Origin of the sequence: Octadecabacter ascidiaceicola (assembly GCF_900185015.1) — a bacterium.
Taxonomy (GTDB): Bacteria; Pseudomonadota; Alphaproteobacteria; order Rhodobacterales; family Rhodobacteraceae; genus Octadecabacter; species Octadecabacter ascidiaceicola.
Genome location: NZ_FXYD01000008.1, coordinates 17212 through 33310 on the forward strand (window position 1 = coordinate 17212; position 16099 = coordinate 33310).

At 57.9% G+C, this 16099-nt stretch carries 16 protein-coding genes; 9 read left to right on the plus strand and 7 right to left on the minus strand.

Going from position 1 to position 16099, the window contains the following annotated elements; translation table 11 throughout:
- Positions 1-32 precede the first annotated feature (32 nt).
- Positions 33-725 carry an arylesterase gene (locus OCA8868_RS16250; protein WP_093997646.1) on the minus strand — a complete coding sequence of 231 codons (693 nt, stop codon included), beginning with the start codon at positions 723-725 and terminating at the stop codon, positions 33-35.
- Between OCA8868_RS16250 and OCA8868_RS16255 the strand changes: the two genes are divergently transcribed.
- The 3 genes from OCA8868_RS16255 to OCA8868_RS16265 are packed head-to-tail and all read left to right on the plus strand — an operon-like array spanning position 709 to position 4468.
- Entirely contained in the window at positions 709-1395 is a 687-nt protein-coding gene (locus tag OCA8868_RS16255) for an ABC transporter ATP-binding protein (protein WP_093997647.1), read from the plus strand. The two genes, OCA8868_RS16250 and OCA8868_RS16255, sit on opposite strands and share 17 nt — an antisense overlap.
- Entirely contained in the window at positions 1392-3923 is a 2532-nt protein-coding gene (locus OCA8868_RS16260; protein ID WP_093997648.1) for an ABC transporter permease, read from the plus strand. The genes OCA8868_RS16255 and OCA8868_RS16260 overlap by 4 nt, the downstream gene beginning before the upstream one ends.
- On the plus strand, positions 3920-4468 hold the full coding sequence (locus OCA8868_RS16265) for a gamma-glutamylcyclotransferase family protein (protein WP_093997649.1): 549 nt from the start codon (positions 3920-3922) through the stop codon (positions 4466-4468). Before OCA8868_RS16260 ends, OCA8868_RS16265 begins: the two co-directional genes overlap by 4 nt.
- Here OCA8868_RS16265 and gltX read toward each other — a convergent pair.
- The 5 genes from gltX to OCA8868_RS16290 all read right to left on the minus strand — a co-directional run bounded on the left by gltX (position 4452) and on the right by OCA8868_RS16290 (position 9875).
- Entirely contained in the window at positions 4452-5774 is a 1323-nt protein-coding gene (gene gltX / locus OCA8868_RS16270; RefSeq protein WP_093997650.1) for a glutamate--tRNA ligase, read from the minus strand. The two genes, OCA8868_RS16265 and gltX, sit on opposite strands and share 17 nt — an antisense overlap.
- A 78-nt stretch (positions 5775-5852) precedes the next feature.
- Complete coding sequence (locus OCA8868_RS16275; RefSeq protein ID WP_093997651.1) at positions 5853-6287, minus strand: DUF1801 domain-containing protein; 435 nt, start codon at positions 6285-6287, stop codon at positions 5853-5855.
- Between the two features lie 40 nt (positions 6288-6327).
- Positions 6328-7590, minus strand: a complete 1263-nt coding sequence (locus OCA8868_RS16280) for a hypothetical protein (RefSeq protein ID WP_093997652.1) — start codon at positions 7588-7590, stop codon at positions 6328-6330.
- Positions 7591-7717: 127 nt separating this feature from the next.
- Positions 7718-8131 (minus strand): hypothetical protein, encoded by a 414-nt coding sequence (locus OCA8868_RS16285; RefSeq protein ID WP_143849682.1) that lies wholly within the window; start codon positions 8129-8131, stop codon positions 7718-7720.
- Positions 8132-8216: 85 nt separating this feature from the next.
- The gene (locus tag OCA8868_RS16290) at positions 8217-9875 is read right to left on the minus strand and encodes an NAD+ synthase (protein WP_093997661.1); all 1659 of its coding nucleotides are present in this window, start codon (positions 9873-9875) and stop codon (positions 8217-8219) included.
- A 139-nt stretch (positions 9876-10014) separates the two neighbouring features.
- Between OCA8868_RS16290 and OCA8868_RS16295 the strand changes: the two genes are divergently transcribed.
- Positions 10015-11454: an MORN repeat-containing protein gene (locus OCA8868_RS16295; protein WP_093997654.1), complete on the plus strand. Its 1440-nt coding sequence runs from the start codon at positions 10015-10017 to the stop codon at positions 11452-11454.
- A gap of 106 nt (positions 11455-11560) precedes the next feature.
- Here OCA8868_RS16295 and OCA8868_RS16300 read toward each other — a convergent pair whose 3' ends face one another.
- Positions 11561-12178 (minus strand): helix-turn-helix domain-containing protein, encoded by a 618-nt coding sequence (locus tag OCA8868_RS16300; RefSeq protein WP_093997655.1) that lies wholly within the window; start codon positions 12176-12178, stop codon positions 11561-11563.
- Between the two features lie 97 nt (positions 12179-12275).
- Between OCA8868_RS16300 and OCA8868_RS16305 the strand changes: the two genes are divergently transcribed.
- Genes OCA8868_RS16305 through OCA8868_RS16325 form a run of 5 tightly spaced genes read left to right on the plus strand, consistent with a single transcriptional unit; the run spans position 12276 to position 15881 of the window.
- On the plus strand, positions 12276-13466 hold the full coding sequence (locus tag OCA8868_RS16305) for an LLM class flavin-dependent oxidoreductase (protein ID WP_093997656.1): 1191 nt from the start codon (positions 12276-12278) through the stop codon (positions 13464-13466).
- Complete coding sequence (locus tag OCA8868_RS16310) at positions 13459-14136, plus strand: glutathione S-transferase family protein (RefSeq protein ID WP_093997657.1); 678 nt, start codon at positions 13459-13461, stop codon at positions 14134-14136. The genes OCA8868_RS16305 and OCA8868_RS16310 overlap by 8 nt, the downstream gene beginning before the upstream one ends.
- Positions 14136-14621: a flavin reductase family protein gene (locus OCA8868_RS16315; RefSeq protein ID WP_093997658.1), complete on the plus strand. Its 486-nt coding sequence runs from the start codon at positions 14136-14138 to the stop codon at positions 14619-14621. The genes OCA8868_RS16310 and OCA8868_RS16315 overlap by 1 nt, the downstream gene beginning before the upstream one ends.
- The gene (locus OCA8868_RS16320) at positions 14618-15505 is read left to right on the plus strand and encodes an alpha/beta hydrolase (RefSeq protein ID WP_093997659.1); all 888 of its coding nucleotides are present in this window, start codon (positions 14618-14620) and stop codon (positions 15503-15505) included. The genes OCA8868_RS16315 and OCA8868_RS16320 overlap by 4 nt, the downstream gene beginning before the upstream one ends.
- A 4-nt stretch (positions 15506-15509) precedes the next feature.
- Entirely contained in the window at positions 15510-15881 is a 372-nt protein-coding gene (locus OCA8868_RS16325) for a nuclear transport factor 2 family protein (protein WP_093997660.1), read from the plus strand.
- The last annotated feature ends 218 nt before the right edge of the window (positions 15882-16099 follow it).

Below are 16099 nucleotides of genomic sequence, written 5' to 3' on the forward strand. Positions count from 1 at the left end.
TCCGCCCGGCATAGGTCCATGTTCACGTTAGGTTACTCGGAAATCAGGCCAAGAACCGCAGGGCCGATGCCTTGCACGATTTGGTCGACGCCATCAGCATTCGGATGAATACCGTCTGCCTGCATGTATTGCGCACGTGCCGCGTTAATGTCGTCACCCGCATTCAGTGGCGCAAAGAAGTTCTCGTACAGCTCCGCACCATGTGCCTCTGCCAACTCCGGATACATCCCTTCAAACGCGACTTCATAGGCTGGCCCATAGTTCGACGGCGCATCCAACCCCACCAACAACACCTCAACACCGGCCTCGCTCGCCGCACTCAAAATCCCGTCCAAGTTCGCACGGCTCACCGCAGGGTCGATCCCACGCAACAAATCATTTCCGCCAAGGTTCACAATCATCGCGTCCACATCAGGCGTCAGCGTCCACGCAACACGGCTTAACCCGCCCGAAGTTGTGTCGCCAGAAACGCCCGCATTTATCACCTCAACATCCGCGCCCTGCCCCTGCAGCCAAACCTCCAACTGCGGAACAAAACCGTCTTCAATCGGCAGCCCATAGCCCTGCGTCAATGAATCCCCCAGCGCCGCAATCGTCACAGTTTCCGCCTGTGCCGCGCCAACGGCTAAAATCATCCCCAAACAAAGGTTGCGACCAGCGCGATATACCCCATATCCAAAGGATGTGATTTTACCAAAGGCCGTGCCAATGACAGATGCCCTCATGCTCTCCGATGTTTCCCTGTCCCTTAGCGGCAATGCCGGAACGGTCGACATCCTGCACGACATTTCGCTGTCCGTCGCGACGGGGGAAACTTTGGGGCTGGTCGGGCCAAGTGGATCTGGCAAATCGTCTCTCCTGATGCTCATGGGCGGGCTGGAAACCGCAACAACGGGGTCTATCACAGCGCTTGGCACTGACATCACGTCGTTGGGTGAAGATGACCTTGCCCGCTTTCGTAGGGACAATATGGGGGTCGTGTTCCAGTCTTTCCACCTCATTCCCACAATGACTGCCCTTGAAAACGTCGCCACCCCGCTGGAACTCGCTGGTGTCGGTGACGCTTTTGCACGGGCGGCAGATGAACTCGCCGCCGTTGGCCTTGCCAATCGCGCCGATCACTACCCCGCGCAAATGTCAGGCGGCGAACAACAGCGCGTCGCCCTCGCCCGCGCCTCTGTCAGCCGTCCGAAACTTCTGCTGGCGGATGAACCCACTGGAAACCTTGATGAAACCAATGGCGCGGCGATCATCGACATGCTGTTTGGCTTGCGCGAACAACATGGCGCGACCTTGATAATGGTGACCCATTCCAACGAACTCGCGGCCCGTTGTGACCGCGTGATCCGCCTTCGCGATGGACGCATCGACACCCTTCGGGCCGCAGCTGAATGAACCGCGCGCACTTCAAACTCGCGTGGACCTTCGCCAAACGCGAATTGCGCGGTGGCTTGCACGGCTTTCGCATTTTCCTTGCCTGCCTCGCCCTTGGTGTGGCTGCTATCGCCGCCGTCGGAACCGTGCGTGCGTCCATTCAAGCGGGGCTTGAGGCCGAAGGCGCATCCCTCCTCGGCGGCGATGCCGTCGTGCGCTTCACCTACCGTTTCGCGGACGATGATGAACGCGCATGGATGACGTCAATCGCATCCCGAGTTTCCGAAACCACCGATTTCCGTTCAATGGTCGTGGTGAACCGCGATACAGTCGAACGCGGCCTGACCCAAGTCCAAGCAGTGGATGACCTCTACCCCCTCATCGGTGAAACCACCCTCGACCCGCCCATGCCCCTCGCGCAGGCCTTCGCAGGCGACGCGACCCACCCCGGCGCCGTCCTTGAACGTGTCCTCGCAGATCGCCTCGGCCTAACCGCGGGCGACACCTTCAACTTGGGCGATCAAACCTTCACGCTTTCCGCGATCCTTGTGTCCTACCCCGACAATTCCGGCGGTGGTTTCGGCCTTGGCCCGCGCACGCTGGTCCTGTTGGAAGACCTCGAAAATTCTGGCCTTCTGGCAACGGGCACCTTGATGGAAAGCAACTATCGTCTCGATCTGCCCGACGATGCCGACCTCGCAGTTCTCGAAACCGAGGCTGAAACCCAATTCGCAGATTCCGGCCTGCGTTGGCGCGACGCCCGCGCGGGTGCCCCCGGAGTTGCACGTTTCGTTGACCGTATCGGCGCATTCCTGATCCTCATCGGGCTGTCTGGCTTGGCTGTGGGCGGCGTTGGCGTATCCTCCGCCGTGCGCTCCTATCTCAGCGGCAAAGCCCCCGTCATCGCCATCCTGAAAACCCTCGGCGCCACGCGACGCACGATCTTTCTGACTTACTTCCTGCAAATCGGCACCCTCACCCTCGTCGGCGTTGCCCTCGGCCTAATCCTCGGCGCAGCAATCCCCCTCGCCTTCGCCCCGATCATCGAGGCCCGCCTACCCATCCCATCCGACTTCACTCTGCACGCCGCCCCCCTGTTTGAGGCCGCAATCTACGGCATCCTCGCCGCCCTCATCTTCACGCTCTGGCCCCTCGCGCGCACCGAAGACATCAAACCCGCGACTCTATTCCGCGACGCATTCGGCGCAGGCAACACCCTGCCTGCCCTCAAATACCTCGTCGCGACGCTCCTGCTGCTCGCTACGCTCATTGGCACGGCGATCCTGTTCTCTGGCACCGCGTTCCTAACCCTGTGGACCGCGGGCGGCATCCTCTTCGCCCTCACCCTGCTGGTCGCCGCCGCTGCCGTTGCCCGCTGGACGGCGGGGCGGTTCCGCCGCCTCAGTCGTGGTCGCCCCGCACTGCGCGCAGCCCTCAGCTCAATCGGTGAACGCGGCGGTGAAACAACATCCGTGGTCCTCTCCCTCGGCCTCGGCCTCGCGGTGCTTGCCGCTGTCGGTCAGATTGACGGCAATCTGCGCGGCTCCATCGCGAACGAGCTACCCGACGTCGCGCCAAGCTACTTTTTCGTCGACATCCAGCCCGATCAAATCGACGGCTTTCGCACCCGCCTCGACAGTGATGACCAAGTCTCCCGCTACGAGGCCGCCCCAATGTTGCGCGGCATCATCACCCAAATCAACGGTATCCCAGCCCGCGAATACACCGACCACTGGGTCCTGCGCGGCGATCGCGGCATCACCTATTCCGCTGAACCTGGCGATGGCACGATCATCACCGAAGGCGACTGGTGGCCCGAGAACTACGCGGGCCCACCGCTCATCAGTTTCGCCGCCGAAGAGGGCTTGGAGATGGGCCTCAAGATAGGGGACACCATCACCACCAACATCCTTGGCCGCGATATTGAGGCCTCAATCGCCAGCTTTCGCGAAGTCTCGTTCGAAGATGCAGGCATGGGCTTCATCATGTCCATGAACCCCGCCGCCCTGCAAGGCGCGCCCCATTCGTGGATCAGCACCGTCTACTCCGAACCGAGCGCCGAAGCCGCCATCTTGCGCGACCTCGCCACCGCCTACCCCAACATCACGGCGATCCGCGTGCGCGACGCAATTGACCAAGTCGTGCAGCTTCTCGGCGGTATTTCCGCCGCCACCCGCTACGGCGCGCTTGCCACACTTGTCACTGGGTTCCTTGTGCTGATCGGGGCCGCCGCCGCAGGCATCCGCGCCCGCACCTATGAAGCCGCGGTGCTGAAAACCCTAGGGGCCTCCCGCGCCACCATTTTGCGCAGCTTTGCCCTACGCGCTGCCCTTCTTGGGTTGGCGGCAGGTCTCGTCGCACTTGCGGCGGGGATCGCCGGTGGCTGGGCCGTTAGCACCTTCATTATGGAATCCGAATTCACGCCGATCTGGTCCTCGGCCGGCATCATCATCCTTGGCGGCATGGGGGCCACATTGGTCGCGGGCCTTGCCTTCGCCTGGCCACCCCTCGCCGCGAAACCGGCACAAATCTTAAGGGCACGCGAATGACCAATCCCCGCTTTTTCGGCTATGGCAGCCTCGTTAACCTCGCCACGCACGTCTACCCCGACCCGACGCCCGCACAACTGGTCGGATGGCGGCGCGTGTGGTGCCATGCCAAAGCCCGCCCCGTGGCTTTCCTGTCCGTTGAACCTTGCCCGAAAACCACGCTGCACGGCATCACTGCCCAAGTCCCCGATGCGGATTGGGCCGCACTCGACCTGCGCGAACACGCCTACAACCGGCGCGATGTAACGGATCAGTTCACCAGCCAAACCGCCGTCTATGAGGCAAACCCAGACCACACCGCGCCGCCCAGCACGGGCCACCCGATCCTGCTTAGTTATCTTGATGTGGTGATCGCCGGCTACTCGACCCTGATGGGCGAAGCTGGGCCGATACACTTCTTTGAAACAACAGCAGGTTGGGGTCCGGTCTTAAACGACCGCGACAGCCCGCTTTACCCGCGTGCACAACCCCTCTCTGCGCAAACCCGCGCCTGCGTCGACGACGCAATCGCGGATCTTTCGCTAGAAATCAGGCCTTTGGCTTAACCTGCAACAGCGGCATCACATCCGCCATTTCCGGCCCGCGTGTACGCCCTGTAACCGCGTGGCGCAGCGGCATAAACAGCCCCTTACCCTTACGGCCCGTGGCCTCTTTCACGGCTGACGTCCAAACGCCCCATGTGTCATCGGCATAGGGCGGCTCGCCCAACAATGCCAAAGCCTGCGGGATAAACTCCGCGTCTTCATCGGCGATCTGCGGTTTCGCACCATCACGGAACACCGCCCACCAATCGCCCATCTCGTCCAAGGACGCGATGTTTTCGCGCACGACATTCCAGAACCGCTCGCCCAAATCGGCAGGTACGCCAAGTGCGTTCACCGCCTCTGAAACCTCGCTGTAAGGACGCGCAGACAACCAGCGCGCAGTCAGCGGGCCCAAATCTTCGGCGTCAAACTTCGTCGGCGCCGAGCCGAATTTCGTCAAATCGAAACCCGCCACAACCTCATCCACGCTCTCGCGCAGCTCAACGGGATCGCTTGATCCAAGACGCGCCATTAAGGACATAATCGCCATAGGTGCGACGCCATTCTTACGCAAATCGCGCAGCGCAAGCGTACCAAGGCGCTTGGACAAGGCCTCACCCTGCGGGCCCGTCAAAAGCGAATGGTGCGCAAAGCTTGGCACCGTCCCATCCAGCGCTTCGATCATCTGAATTTGTGTCGCTGTGTTGGTCACATGGTCCGACCCGCGCACAACATTGGTCACGCCCATTTCCGTGTCATCCACAACGGAGGCAAGCGTGTACAGGATCTGCCCGTCGTTCTTGAACAATACAGGGTCACTCACCGACGCTGCATCAATCGAAATGTCGCCAATAATCCCGTCCGTCCACTCGATCCGTTTGTGATCCAGCTTAAACCGCCAGTGCGATCCACCACGCTCGGCCCGCAGCGCGTCTTTTTCGTCCTCAGACAACGCCAAAGCCGCGCGGTCGTATACAGGCGGCTTGCCCATGTTCAGCTGCTTCTTGCGCTTTAAATCCAGCTCAACCGGAGTCTCAAAGCATTCGTACAAACGCCCCATCTCAATCAGGCGCTGCTTGGCTGCGTCGTAACGCTCCAACCGTTTGGATTGGTATTCGATCCGGTCCCAAGAAATCCCCAACCACGTCAGGTCTTCCATGATGGCGTCGATATATTCCTGCTTGGACCGCTCAGGATCCGTATCATCAATCCGCAGAATGAACTCGCCGCCTGCCTGACGCGCAATCGCGTAGTTGAACAGCGCAGCGCGCAAGTTACCGATGTGCAAATAGCCTGTTGGGGAAGGCGCGAAACGGGTCGTTGTCATGGCATTTATGTCCGTCTGAAAGGGTCCACGAGCCTTTCTCATACCCGCGCATCAATGTCCACAATCGCCTGCCGTCGTTCAGGTCGGGCTGACCGGATAAATCTTTGACAAATCACGCAGCCCCGCGCGGATCAGCTCTTCCAGAACGTCTATGTCGATATCGGCGAGCTTGTTCACATACAGACAGGCCTTCCCGATCTTGTACTTGCCCAATCGCGATAGGATTTCATCGTACTCCTGATACCCTGGCATGATGTAGATGCTTTGCGACGCCTTGCGCGGGCTAAACCCGGTGGCGTTACAGTCCCCTTCGCGGCCGGAGTCGTATTTGTAGTGATAGGATCCGTAGCCAACAATCGTCGGACCCCACATCTTGGGCTGCCAGCCGGTTATCTTGCGAAACAGCGCGTCCAGAACAAGTGCATCCGCACGGCGCACCGGATGTTCAACTGCGTCCAAAAATGCACGAACATCCACGTCTGTTGCTTGGGTTTTGTTCTTTGCGTCCACCATGCTTAGCCCTCTGTTCGGAAAGCTTAGCACAGGAACCTATTCAAATCACTTTACGACGGCCGAAAATCCGCTCGCCAAGGCTCGGCACGCTTTCAATAGCGCCCCCTGCCCCCTGAACCCGCGCCATAAGCGGGTCACTTTGCTTCGTGACAGGTTGCGCTGCGCTCTGCGGCTGCTTGGGCCGCAAACCAAAGTCGTGCAGCGGTTCTGGCCGCACGGCTTCGGGCGCAAACACAGGCTGTTGAACTGGGCGTGGTGCTTCCATACGGACGTCCGCATGCGCCACACGTGGGGCCGGCGCCAATTGGGCCGCCCGCGCATAGGCCGCAATCTCAGCTGCCATTTCCTCAGCTGGTCCACTTTGATGAACCCGCGAAATCGAATAGCTCCGCCCAAGAACAGTCTTACCAGTTTTGATAATGACATTCTTGGCGAGTGGGAAAAACAGATAGCGAACCGTCTGAACCTTCACACCTTTGAATTCGTCCCAGCCCTTCTTTGGCTTTCCCTTTACCGAAAACCCCTCGCGATCCGCAGCAAAGCTCGGCACGGGCTGCACAAATGTCAAAATGGTCGGAACAATCGTCATGACAGCAAGCCCAAGGAAGACCCACATCAAATAGGGCAATGAATCTGCCCGCGTCCAAGTGCCAAGCTGAAGGGCAAAGAAAAGCGCCCCTCCGGCACCAATAAGCGCGTTCCGCCGCCCCGTCCCACCAGGATAAAGCTCAATCGGCAAGAACCCTGTCTCGTCCGCCTTCGCCTTCTGCTCTGGCGGCAGAACACGAACAGCCTCTTCCAGCGTTGCAGGGAGAATGTTTGCACGCCGATCACGTGTCGCGCCAAGTGTGACAGAATTCCCCATCACAGCCGCACGTTTCGCTTGCGCTGCATATTGTTCGATCTGCTCGACCATCAGCCGCGCAGGTCCGCTCAGCTCAAGCGTCTTAATCTCAACATTTGGCTTCAAGGCCGAGTTGCCGACGCCAAGTTTGATTGCCGTATCAAACGGATACGTATCCGCACCCTTAAATTCATCCCAACTCTGCTTGCGGCCACCACGAATAGAAAACCCCATCGCATCCGCCGCAAATGTCGGCTCTTTGCGCGCTTTCATCTTCATTACGTTAATAAACAAGACCACGCCGCCGCCCATCGCAAACAACGCCAGCGTTGAATAAAACGGAATGAACACCCCAAGGCCAACCGACCCAATCAAGAACGGCAATCCCACCATTACGGCAGCCGCAATCATCGCAACCTTCAAACGGTCTTGGCTTGGGTAAAGAATAAGAGGGTCCATTTTTATCCACCTAAAATTGATCCCGCCCAAACAAGCGGGAAAACCGGTCCAAACTAAGGCTAAGACTGGAAAAACCCGTGGCGTGCGGCGGTTGGGGCGCTGTTCACTTTCGACAAGAACGAAAAGGTCAGTACCGCCCCACTAAAAACCCAAGCCGTTCCCAAATCGAAACTGCGCGCACGTTGTTGGCCTGCCGCTCCGCACGCGCTTTAACAACATGGCGCTCAACAGATACCCCTAGAAACGTGTTCCAATGACGAAGACGCCCGCCCTTAATTCGAAACCCAGTACGATCGGCCTCAAAAGCCATCGGCCTGTGGGTCTTGGTGTTCCAACGGATGTAAAAGCCAACCGCGCCCCAGCAGATCAAGAACGACAGCAACCTTGCAAACATAGGCACGCTATCAGCGCCCAAGATAAAAAACGGGGTGATCACAACCATCGCCAACACCTGAAAATCCCTCCGAAAGAACGTCTCGACGTTCAAACCAGGAGGGTTGCCATAGGTCGTAACACGAAGTGGTTCGTTTTCTTTTTCCATCAGGACCATCGGTTTGCTCTCCCCGCTGGTTTGGTCGGCAAATCTGCCTTCCGTATGGCGTTCCGATGAAATCTTGGCGGCTTGCTTAGCCCTCGTCGCGGTAGCGGTTCACAATCGGATACCTGCGGTCCAACCAGAACGCCTTCATCGACAAACGCGGGCCCGGTGCGGACTGAAAACGCTTGTACTCGCTGATATACAGCAAATGTTCGATCTTCTTAACCACATCGCGATCATACCCAGCTGCAACGCAAGCCGCGACGCTTGCTTCGTCATCCACCAGCATCGTCAGGATGCCATCAAGCACATCATATTCCGGCAGGCTGTCGCTGTCCTTCTGGTCATCACGTAGCTCGGCACTTGGCGGCTTATCAATGATCGCAACGGGGATCATCTCGCCACTCGGTGCCTTCATCCACGGACGGTGGTTCGCATTCCGCCAGCGACAAATATCAAATACCCGCGTTTTATACAGGTCTTTGATAGGGTTATATCCACCGGCCATATCCCCATAGATCGTAGCATAGCCCACCGCGACCTCTGATTTATTGCCCGTCGTCAGCAGCATTTCACCAAACTTGTTGGACTGCGCCATCAACAAAAGCCCGCGAATACGGCTCTGGATGTTTTCTTCAGTTAGCCCTTCATCCAACCCCTCAAACAACGGCGCGAGCGTCTCGGTCACGGTTGCTCGGGTCGGTCCAATCGGAACGATGTCATATTTAACGCCCAGCGCGGCTGCCGCTGCCTTGGCATCCGTCAATGACCCTTCCGATGTGTACTCGGACGGCAACATCACACAGCGCACGTTTTCCGGCCCCAACGCATCCGCAGCAATCGCCGCAACAATGGCCGAATCCACGCCACCAGACAGGCCAAGCAGCACTTTCTTGAAGCCCGTCTTGCCCATGTAATCGCGCAGCCCCATGACCATCGCCGCGTAATCGGTCTCCATGCTGTCCGGCTCCAACGCCTTCTCGCCGTCTTCGGCGACCCAACCTTCGTTGGTTTGAACGAAATCAACGTGGGCAATTGCCTCTTCAAACCAAGACATCTGAACAGCCAGCGCGCCATGACGGTTCAACACGAACGAACCGCCGTCAAAAATCTGGTCGTCCTGACCACCCACCATATTCAGATAGACAAGCGGAACATCACATTCCGTGACCCGTGCAACCATCTGGTTCATCCGCACGTCATGCTTGCTGCGAAAGTATGGGCTGCCGTTCGGCACCATTAGCACCTCGGCACCGCTTTCAACCATCGCTTCGCACACATCCGGGTACCAAGAATCCTCGCAAATCGGCGTTCCAACTCGCAACGGGCCCGCGTCCCATGGGCCTTGCATGTCTGCACGGCTGAACAGGCGAACCTCGTCGAAGACATTGAAATTAGGCAGGAAATATTTGCGCGTGGTGGAAACCACCTTGCCGCCCTTTAGGATGAAATACGCATTGCGCAGCTTGTCACCCTCACGCAACGGCCCACCAATCCCCAGCATCGGCCCATCCGCACACTCCGCCATCAACTGATCCAATGCCGCCATCGCATCACGCTCAAACGCGGCCTTCAGGATCAAATCTTGCGTCTGATAGCCCACCAAAAACATCTCAGGCAGCAGCACCATATCTGCGCCCGCATTACGCCCCTGCGCCCAAGCATCGCGTGCTTTGGCGGCATTGCCCGCAATATCCCCGACAGTGGGGTTCAATTGCGCCAGTGTTACGCGAAAACGGTCTGTCATTGTGTGGCCTTTCATCGGTCTTCCCCCCATCTAATCCGACAGAGCGGCAAGGGAAAGCCGAAGCCGCAGAACGCCCGTTGAATTGGCCCGCGTCAACGCTTAACGTAGCGCAAATATTTCAACGAAAGACCAAACGCCCATGATGCGCTTCACGCCTCACCTGCTCGCCGCCCTCATGCTGGCCACCCCCGCCGCCGCACAATCTGTGCAAACCAAACAATACGACGATGGCGGCATCTACGAGGGCCAGTTCCTCAACGGGTTGCAACACGGCCAAGGCGCCTACACGCTGCCCAACGGCTACCGCTACGAAGGCGAATGGTTTGAGGGCGAAATCCGCGGCGAAGGCACAGCGCAATTCCCCAACGGGTCCATCTATGAAGGCCGGTTCGCAGCCGGCAAACCCGAAGGCTTCGGCGTCATCAACTTCGCCGATGGCGGCACCTATGAGGGTGACTGGCTCGACGGTAAAATCACAGGCCGCGGCATTGCACGCTATGCAAACGGCGTCGTCTATGAGGGCGACTTCCGAAACGCCATGCACCACGGCCAGGGCAAAATGACCTCCCCCGGCGGCTACATCTATGAAGGCCCCTGGGTGAACGGCGTCAAAGAAGGCGAAGGCACCATCACTTACCCTGACGGCGCGGTCTATGTCGGCACATTGGCAGACGGCGAACGCCAAGGCGTCGGCACACTGACCATGGCAGACGGCCTTATATATGAAGGCACGTGGGCCGCTGGCCAGATCGAGGGCAAAGGCCGCCTGACCCAACCAAACGGTGACATTTACGAAGGCGACCTCGTGGCAGGCAAACGCCAAGGCATCGGCACCGTCACCTACGCCAATGGCGACGTCTACGCAGGCGGCTTTGCCAATGACCTGCGCAATGGCGACGGCACGTTCACCGGCGCTGACGGCTATCGCTACGCAGGTGAGTGGTCCGAGGGCCAGATTGAGGGCAACGGCGACGTCACCTATCCGGACGGCTCTAACTACGTCGGCACCTTCATGGACGACCTCGCCCATGGCACGGGCAAAATCACCTACCCCGATGGCTCAACCTACGAGGGCGGCTGGGACGGCGGCGTAATCAACGGCACTGGCATCGCGACCTATGCCAATGGCCTCGTCTACGAAGGCGAATTCCTCAACGCTAAAAACCACGGCCAAGGCACCATGACCTACGCGGACGGCTACATCTATGTCGGAACTTGGGAAAACGGCCAACGCAGCGGCTTTGGCACCGCCACCTACGCGGACGGCACGGTTTATGAAGGCGAATTTGCAGGCGGCCAACGCAACGGCGCAGGCAAAATCACCATGGCCGACGGGTTCACCTATGAGGGCCAATGGGACACTGGCGAAATTTCCGGCCTCGGCGTGGCAACCTACACCAACGGCGACATCTACTCGGGCGAATTCCGCTCAGGCCGCCGCCAAGGCACCGGAACCATGACCTACGCCGCCTCCGGCCAAACCGCTGAAGGCGAATGGCAAGACGGCGCACTGGTCACCCAAGGCGCGGCCAATCCGGCGACCGAAGCTGTTGTGGTTGAGGAAGAAGCGAGCGAGTGAAGATCGGCTAAGCGGACAAAGCGCTCGTTCGCTCTGGTTATTCGAACGTCTGCATTTGCATTTATTTGGCAACACATAAAGTACCATTAAACACTATATTACTGAGCTACCAACTTATCCTGACGGGCGACATGGCCCAAACCATTGTGGCTTCTTCATCTGTTCGGTTGCGGAAGCGGTGGGCGATCATTGAAGGGTAAGAAAAGCTGTCGCCTGCCCGCAGCACAATCAATTCATCGCCCAAGCGCAGTTCAACTTCTCCGGTTATGACAATGGCGTGCTGTTCACCTTCAAACACGAAGCCTTCCAGCGGTTCGGGTGGTGTGCCTTTGCCGGGCGCGAACCGGGACAATATCAGATAGCACTGGCCGGATAATGTACTGGAGAGCAGCTCATCGCGAAATCCCATTTCCGCCTCGCTGCGGGTGTACATGTCAGACAATTGCCTGCGGTTTTCGGCGCGCACGATGTGGTAGCGTTCCAGCGGACCGTCGCCAGACTGGGCAGGGAAAAACCATGCAGGATCGACGTGTAGTACTTTACCGATCTCTTGCAGCAACGCATCCGAGACCCGCGCACTGCCCAATTCGATCCGGCTGAGGTAAGCCGTCGAACAAGACAGTTGCGCGCTAAGAGTGTTGAGTGTCAAGCCGCGCGCCTTGCGCACTTCGCGGATTTCAGCACCAAGGCGTGCGGCCGCATCTGGGAAGTCATTTTTGTTCATGCAAAATAGTAGTTGATTTCTTATGTGAAATTCAATCAAGTTGAATTATGTAGTATAATTCAACTATTCCTGAGTCGATCTATTTAGAGGTAGTGCCATGCGTTTTGATCTAATCGCGAATTTCAGTCCCGGGGAAACCATCCCTTGGACGCGAACACTTGAGATGATCCTTGAGCAGTGTTCGCTGGCTGAGGACGCAGGCTTTACCACCGCGTGGTTCACCGAACATCACTTTGCCCACAACGGGTACATGAACGCGCCACCCAACCCTGTGCAGATGTGCACCCATGTCGCTGCCCATTGCAAAAAGCTGCGGGTCGGTACGGCGCCTATCATCCTGCCCGACTGGCATCCGCTGCGGGTGGCCGAGGATGTGGCAATGTTGGATAACATGTCACTGGGGCGTGTAGATTTTGGCGTGGCCAAGGGCATCAACGAGCGCTCAACCATCCAGTTCAACACCGATGCAGACCGCCGCGACAACGGCAAGGTCATGCGGCTTTATCAAGAAAGCCTTGAGGTGATCCTGAAGGCTTGGACCAACGAGGCATTCACCCACAAGGGCGAGTTCTATGAATTTCCTGTGCCGGGTTGGAAGGAAACCAACCGCTTCTTCAAACCGCTTGACCCGCGTTATCACGATGAAGACGGTACCTATAAAGCGATGTACGTCCACCCACGACCCTATCAGGACGGACACCCGCCTGTTTGGCTGATGTCCAATGCCCCCCCTACTTTCAAGCTGGCAGGCGACAAAGGCTGGGGGGTGATCTCCATGGCGGCCGGCGTCAAACGCACGCGCGCCTGCTGGGAACCGTATCGGGAAGCTTTGGCTGCAAGCACAGGTCGCGACGTGGCTTTGGGCGAAGGCGTCGGTGTCTGCACTGCCTTCTATGTCGGCGAAAGCATGGCGGAAGCGGTCAACACCATCCGCCCTTCGATCAACGCCTATTACGAATTCCTAGGCGGTTCGCGTCCTGCGGGGGAGTGGACCAAGCACGGATACCTCGACATCGGCGAAGAAATGACGCCGGAGGATGAAGACAGCGACTGGTTCGATTTCCTGAACAAGCGGGGAATCATTATGGTTGGCGACGCCGAATTTGTGGCCGACCGGATCGCAGAACGACAAGAAAACTCTGGCCTCGATCATTTGATGTTAATGCAGCAGTACACTGGCGTCCCATACGAGAAGATCCTCGCAAGCTGGCACCGGCTGTTCGAACATGTGGTGCCGCGTTTTGGCACCCAGTCAATTGCGCAAAAACGGGAGCTGGTTGATGCTTGAGATTTGGGGGAGGCCATATTCGTCCAATGTGATCCCTGTGATCTGGGCCGCTAATGAGCTGGGGTTAGAGTATACGCTGCAACTGGCTGGTGGCAGCTTTGGCAAGCTGGACACTCCAGAATACGCATTGATCAACCCCAATCGCATGATCCCCGCGATCAGGGATGGTGATTTTGCGCTCTGGGAAAGCCTCGCTATCGTGCGTTACCTATGTGACCGCTATGACGCCGGGGGCCTTAGCCCAGAAGACCCGCAAACCCGTGCGCTCGCGGATCAGTGGATGGAATGGTCCGCCAGCAAGGCATTTATGCCTGTGATCTATTTGTTCTTTGCAATAGTCCGCACGCCTCCCGATGACCGTGACCCTGCCAAAATCGCGGGCCTTCGGGACGAAGCGCATGACGCACTGAGCATTTTGGACAAGCACTTAGCCGAACGTGATTACGTCTGTGGCAGCACCTTTACGATGGCAGACATCCCGCTGGGTTGTATCGCCTATCGCTATTTCAATGTCGATGTGGACCGTCCTTCCTTGCCGCATGTCGAGGCATGGTACCAACGCCTGACAGAAAGACCGGCCTACCGCGACCACGTGATGCGCCATTTTGGAACGAACCCCGACGAATGGACGGCCCTTGAAAAAGCCTGCGCATCCGAGGGGGTGATCTGATGGACCCCAAAGACTATCGCCGCGCCCTTGGTAGCTTTCCAACAGGCGTTACCATTGTGACAGCCTTTGACAGTAATCGCCAACCATGGGGGCTGACGGCCAATTCGTTTACATCAGTATCGTTAGAGCCACCTGTCATTTCGGTCTGCATTGCCAAGACCGGCCGCGCTTTCTCAACGCTTGCGAACACATCGAGCTTTGCGGTGAACATTCTGGCAGCGGATCAAAAAGACCTCGCGCTGCATTTTGCCAGCAATGTCGAGAACCGTTTTGATGGCACGCTGTGGCACGCCAATACCGAAGGTGCGCCGCTGTTACCCGGTGCCTCGGCACAGCTCGACTGTACCGTGCGCGCCCGTATCGATGCGGAAGACCACGAAATCCTGCTAGGGCTGGTGGAAAACTACACCCATCAGCCCGGCGCCCCGCTTGTCTATTGTCGCGGCACTTTCTTTGCTGCGCCCCAACCGGAGATACCTGCATGACCGATCCTCTCACTTTTCACGAAGGGCACGATCCTGATTGGTTCGACGCACAGTATAACCTACGCGCGGGCCGCCCCGATTACGAGGAAACCGTGATCCCCCGCTGGATCGCGGCCAGTCAGGCGGCCCGTGATACACTCGATTGCCTTTTGGACGTGCGGTATGCGGACGGCGAAAAGCAATTGCTGGATGTGTTTCGCTGCGGCGACGCAAATGCGCCGACCTTGATTTGGATCCATGGCGGGTATTGGCAGCGTGGCGATAAATCAATCTACAGTTTCTTGGCGACTGCCTTTGTACAAGCGGGGGTCAATGTCGTGGTCGTTGGCTATGATCTGTGCCCATCTGTCACGATGACGCGCATCTCTGAGGAGCTCCGCGAGGCGCTGACCTATATCTGGCACGAGGCCCCAAAGATGGGCATCAACCGCGACCGGATCACGGTTATGGGCCATTCCGCAGGAGGGCATCTGACCCAGATGATGATGGCCACCGACTGGCCTGCCCGCGAGGCCGCCTTGTCGGCAGACCTCATAAAATCGGGCATTCCTGTCTCCCCGCTCAGTTATTTGGAGCCGGTACGCCTGACCCTTGCACTTAACGCGAACCTCAAGATGGACACTGCAGAAGCAAGCGCCGAAAGCCCGATGATCAATCATTCGCCGGTGACAAACGCTCCGCAAATGGTTGTCGTCGGTGGGGCCGAAACAGATGAGTTTCATCGCCAGTCGCAAATGTACCAAGACAAGTTTGCAACCGATGAGCGGCCCATGGAAATGTATGTGGTGCCGAACGTGGACCACTTCGACGAACTCAACGTGCTGGCTGACCCCGCCAGCCCATTCTTTGCCAAAACCTGTGCCATGCTTGGCCTGAAAGGATAACGATATGACAGACCTTACACGTGAATTAGTGGATGCCGTTGGCGACGCCTTTAACGCAAATGACATTGACGCCGTAATGAGATACTTTTCTCCTGATGCAATCTTTGACCATGCCGTCGGCCCAGACGCGCACGGAGTTCGTTTTGAAGGTGCGGATGTGATCCGTGGCGTCTTTTCCGGGCTTTTTGAGAAGGTGGAAAACGTAAACTGGGAAACGCTTGACTGCGCGTTGACCGCGACGAAGGCCTATTGCGAATACCGCCGCACAGCACGCCACCGAGATGGAACAACCGAAGAATATCTTAGCGTAGATATCCTGACCTTCAAGGATGGGCTAATTGTGCACAAGGACACCTATTACAAGCAACGCACTTAAAGGTGCTGCCGCAGATCACCCGCATTGCGAAATGGTCTGCGGCACCGACAGCGACCCTTCGTGCACAGTGCAGCAACCGGTACTTTGCTCCAATTCTGTTGAAAAAGTCTTCTTGATTTGAAGGCCATCGGCTGATTCAATTTCCCTATTACAACGGGGAATTTAGCGATGATGGGAGCGAAGCAGAAAGCGCAAGCGGCGTTGTTTTATGAGTTCTC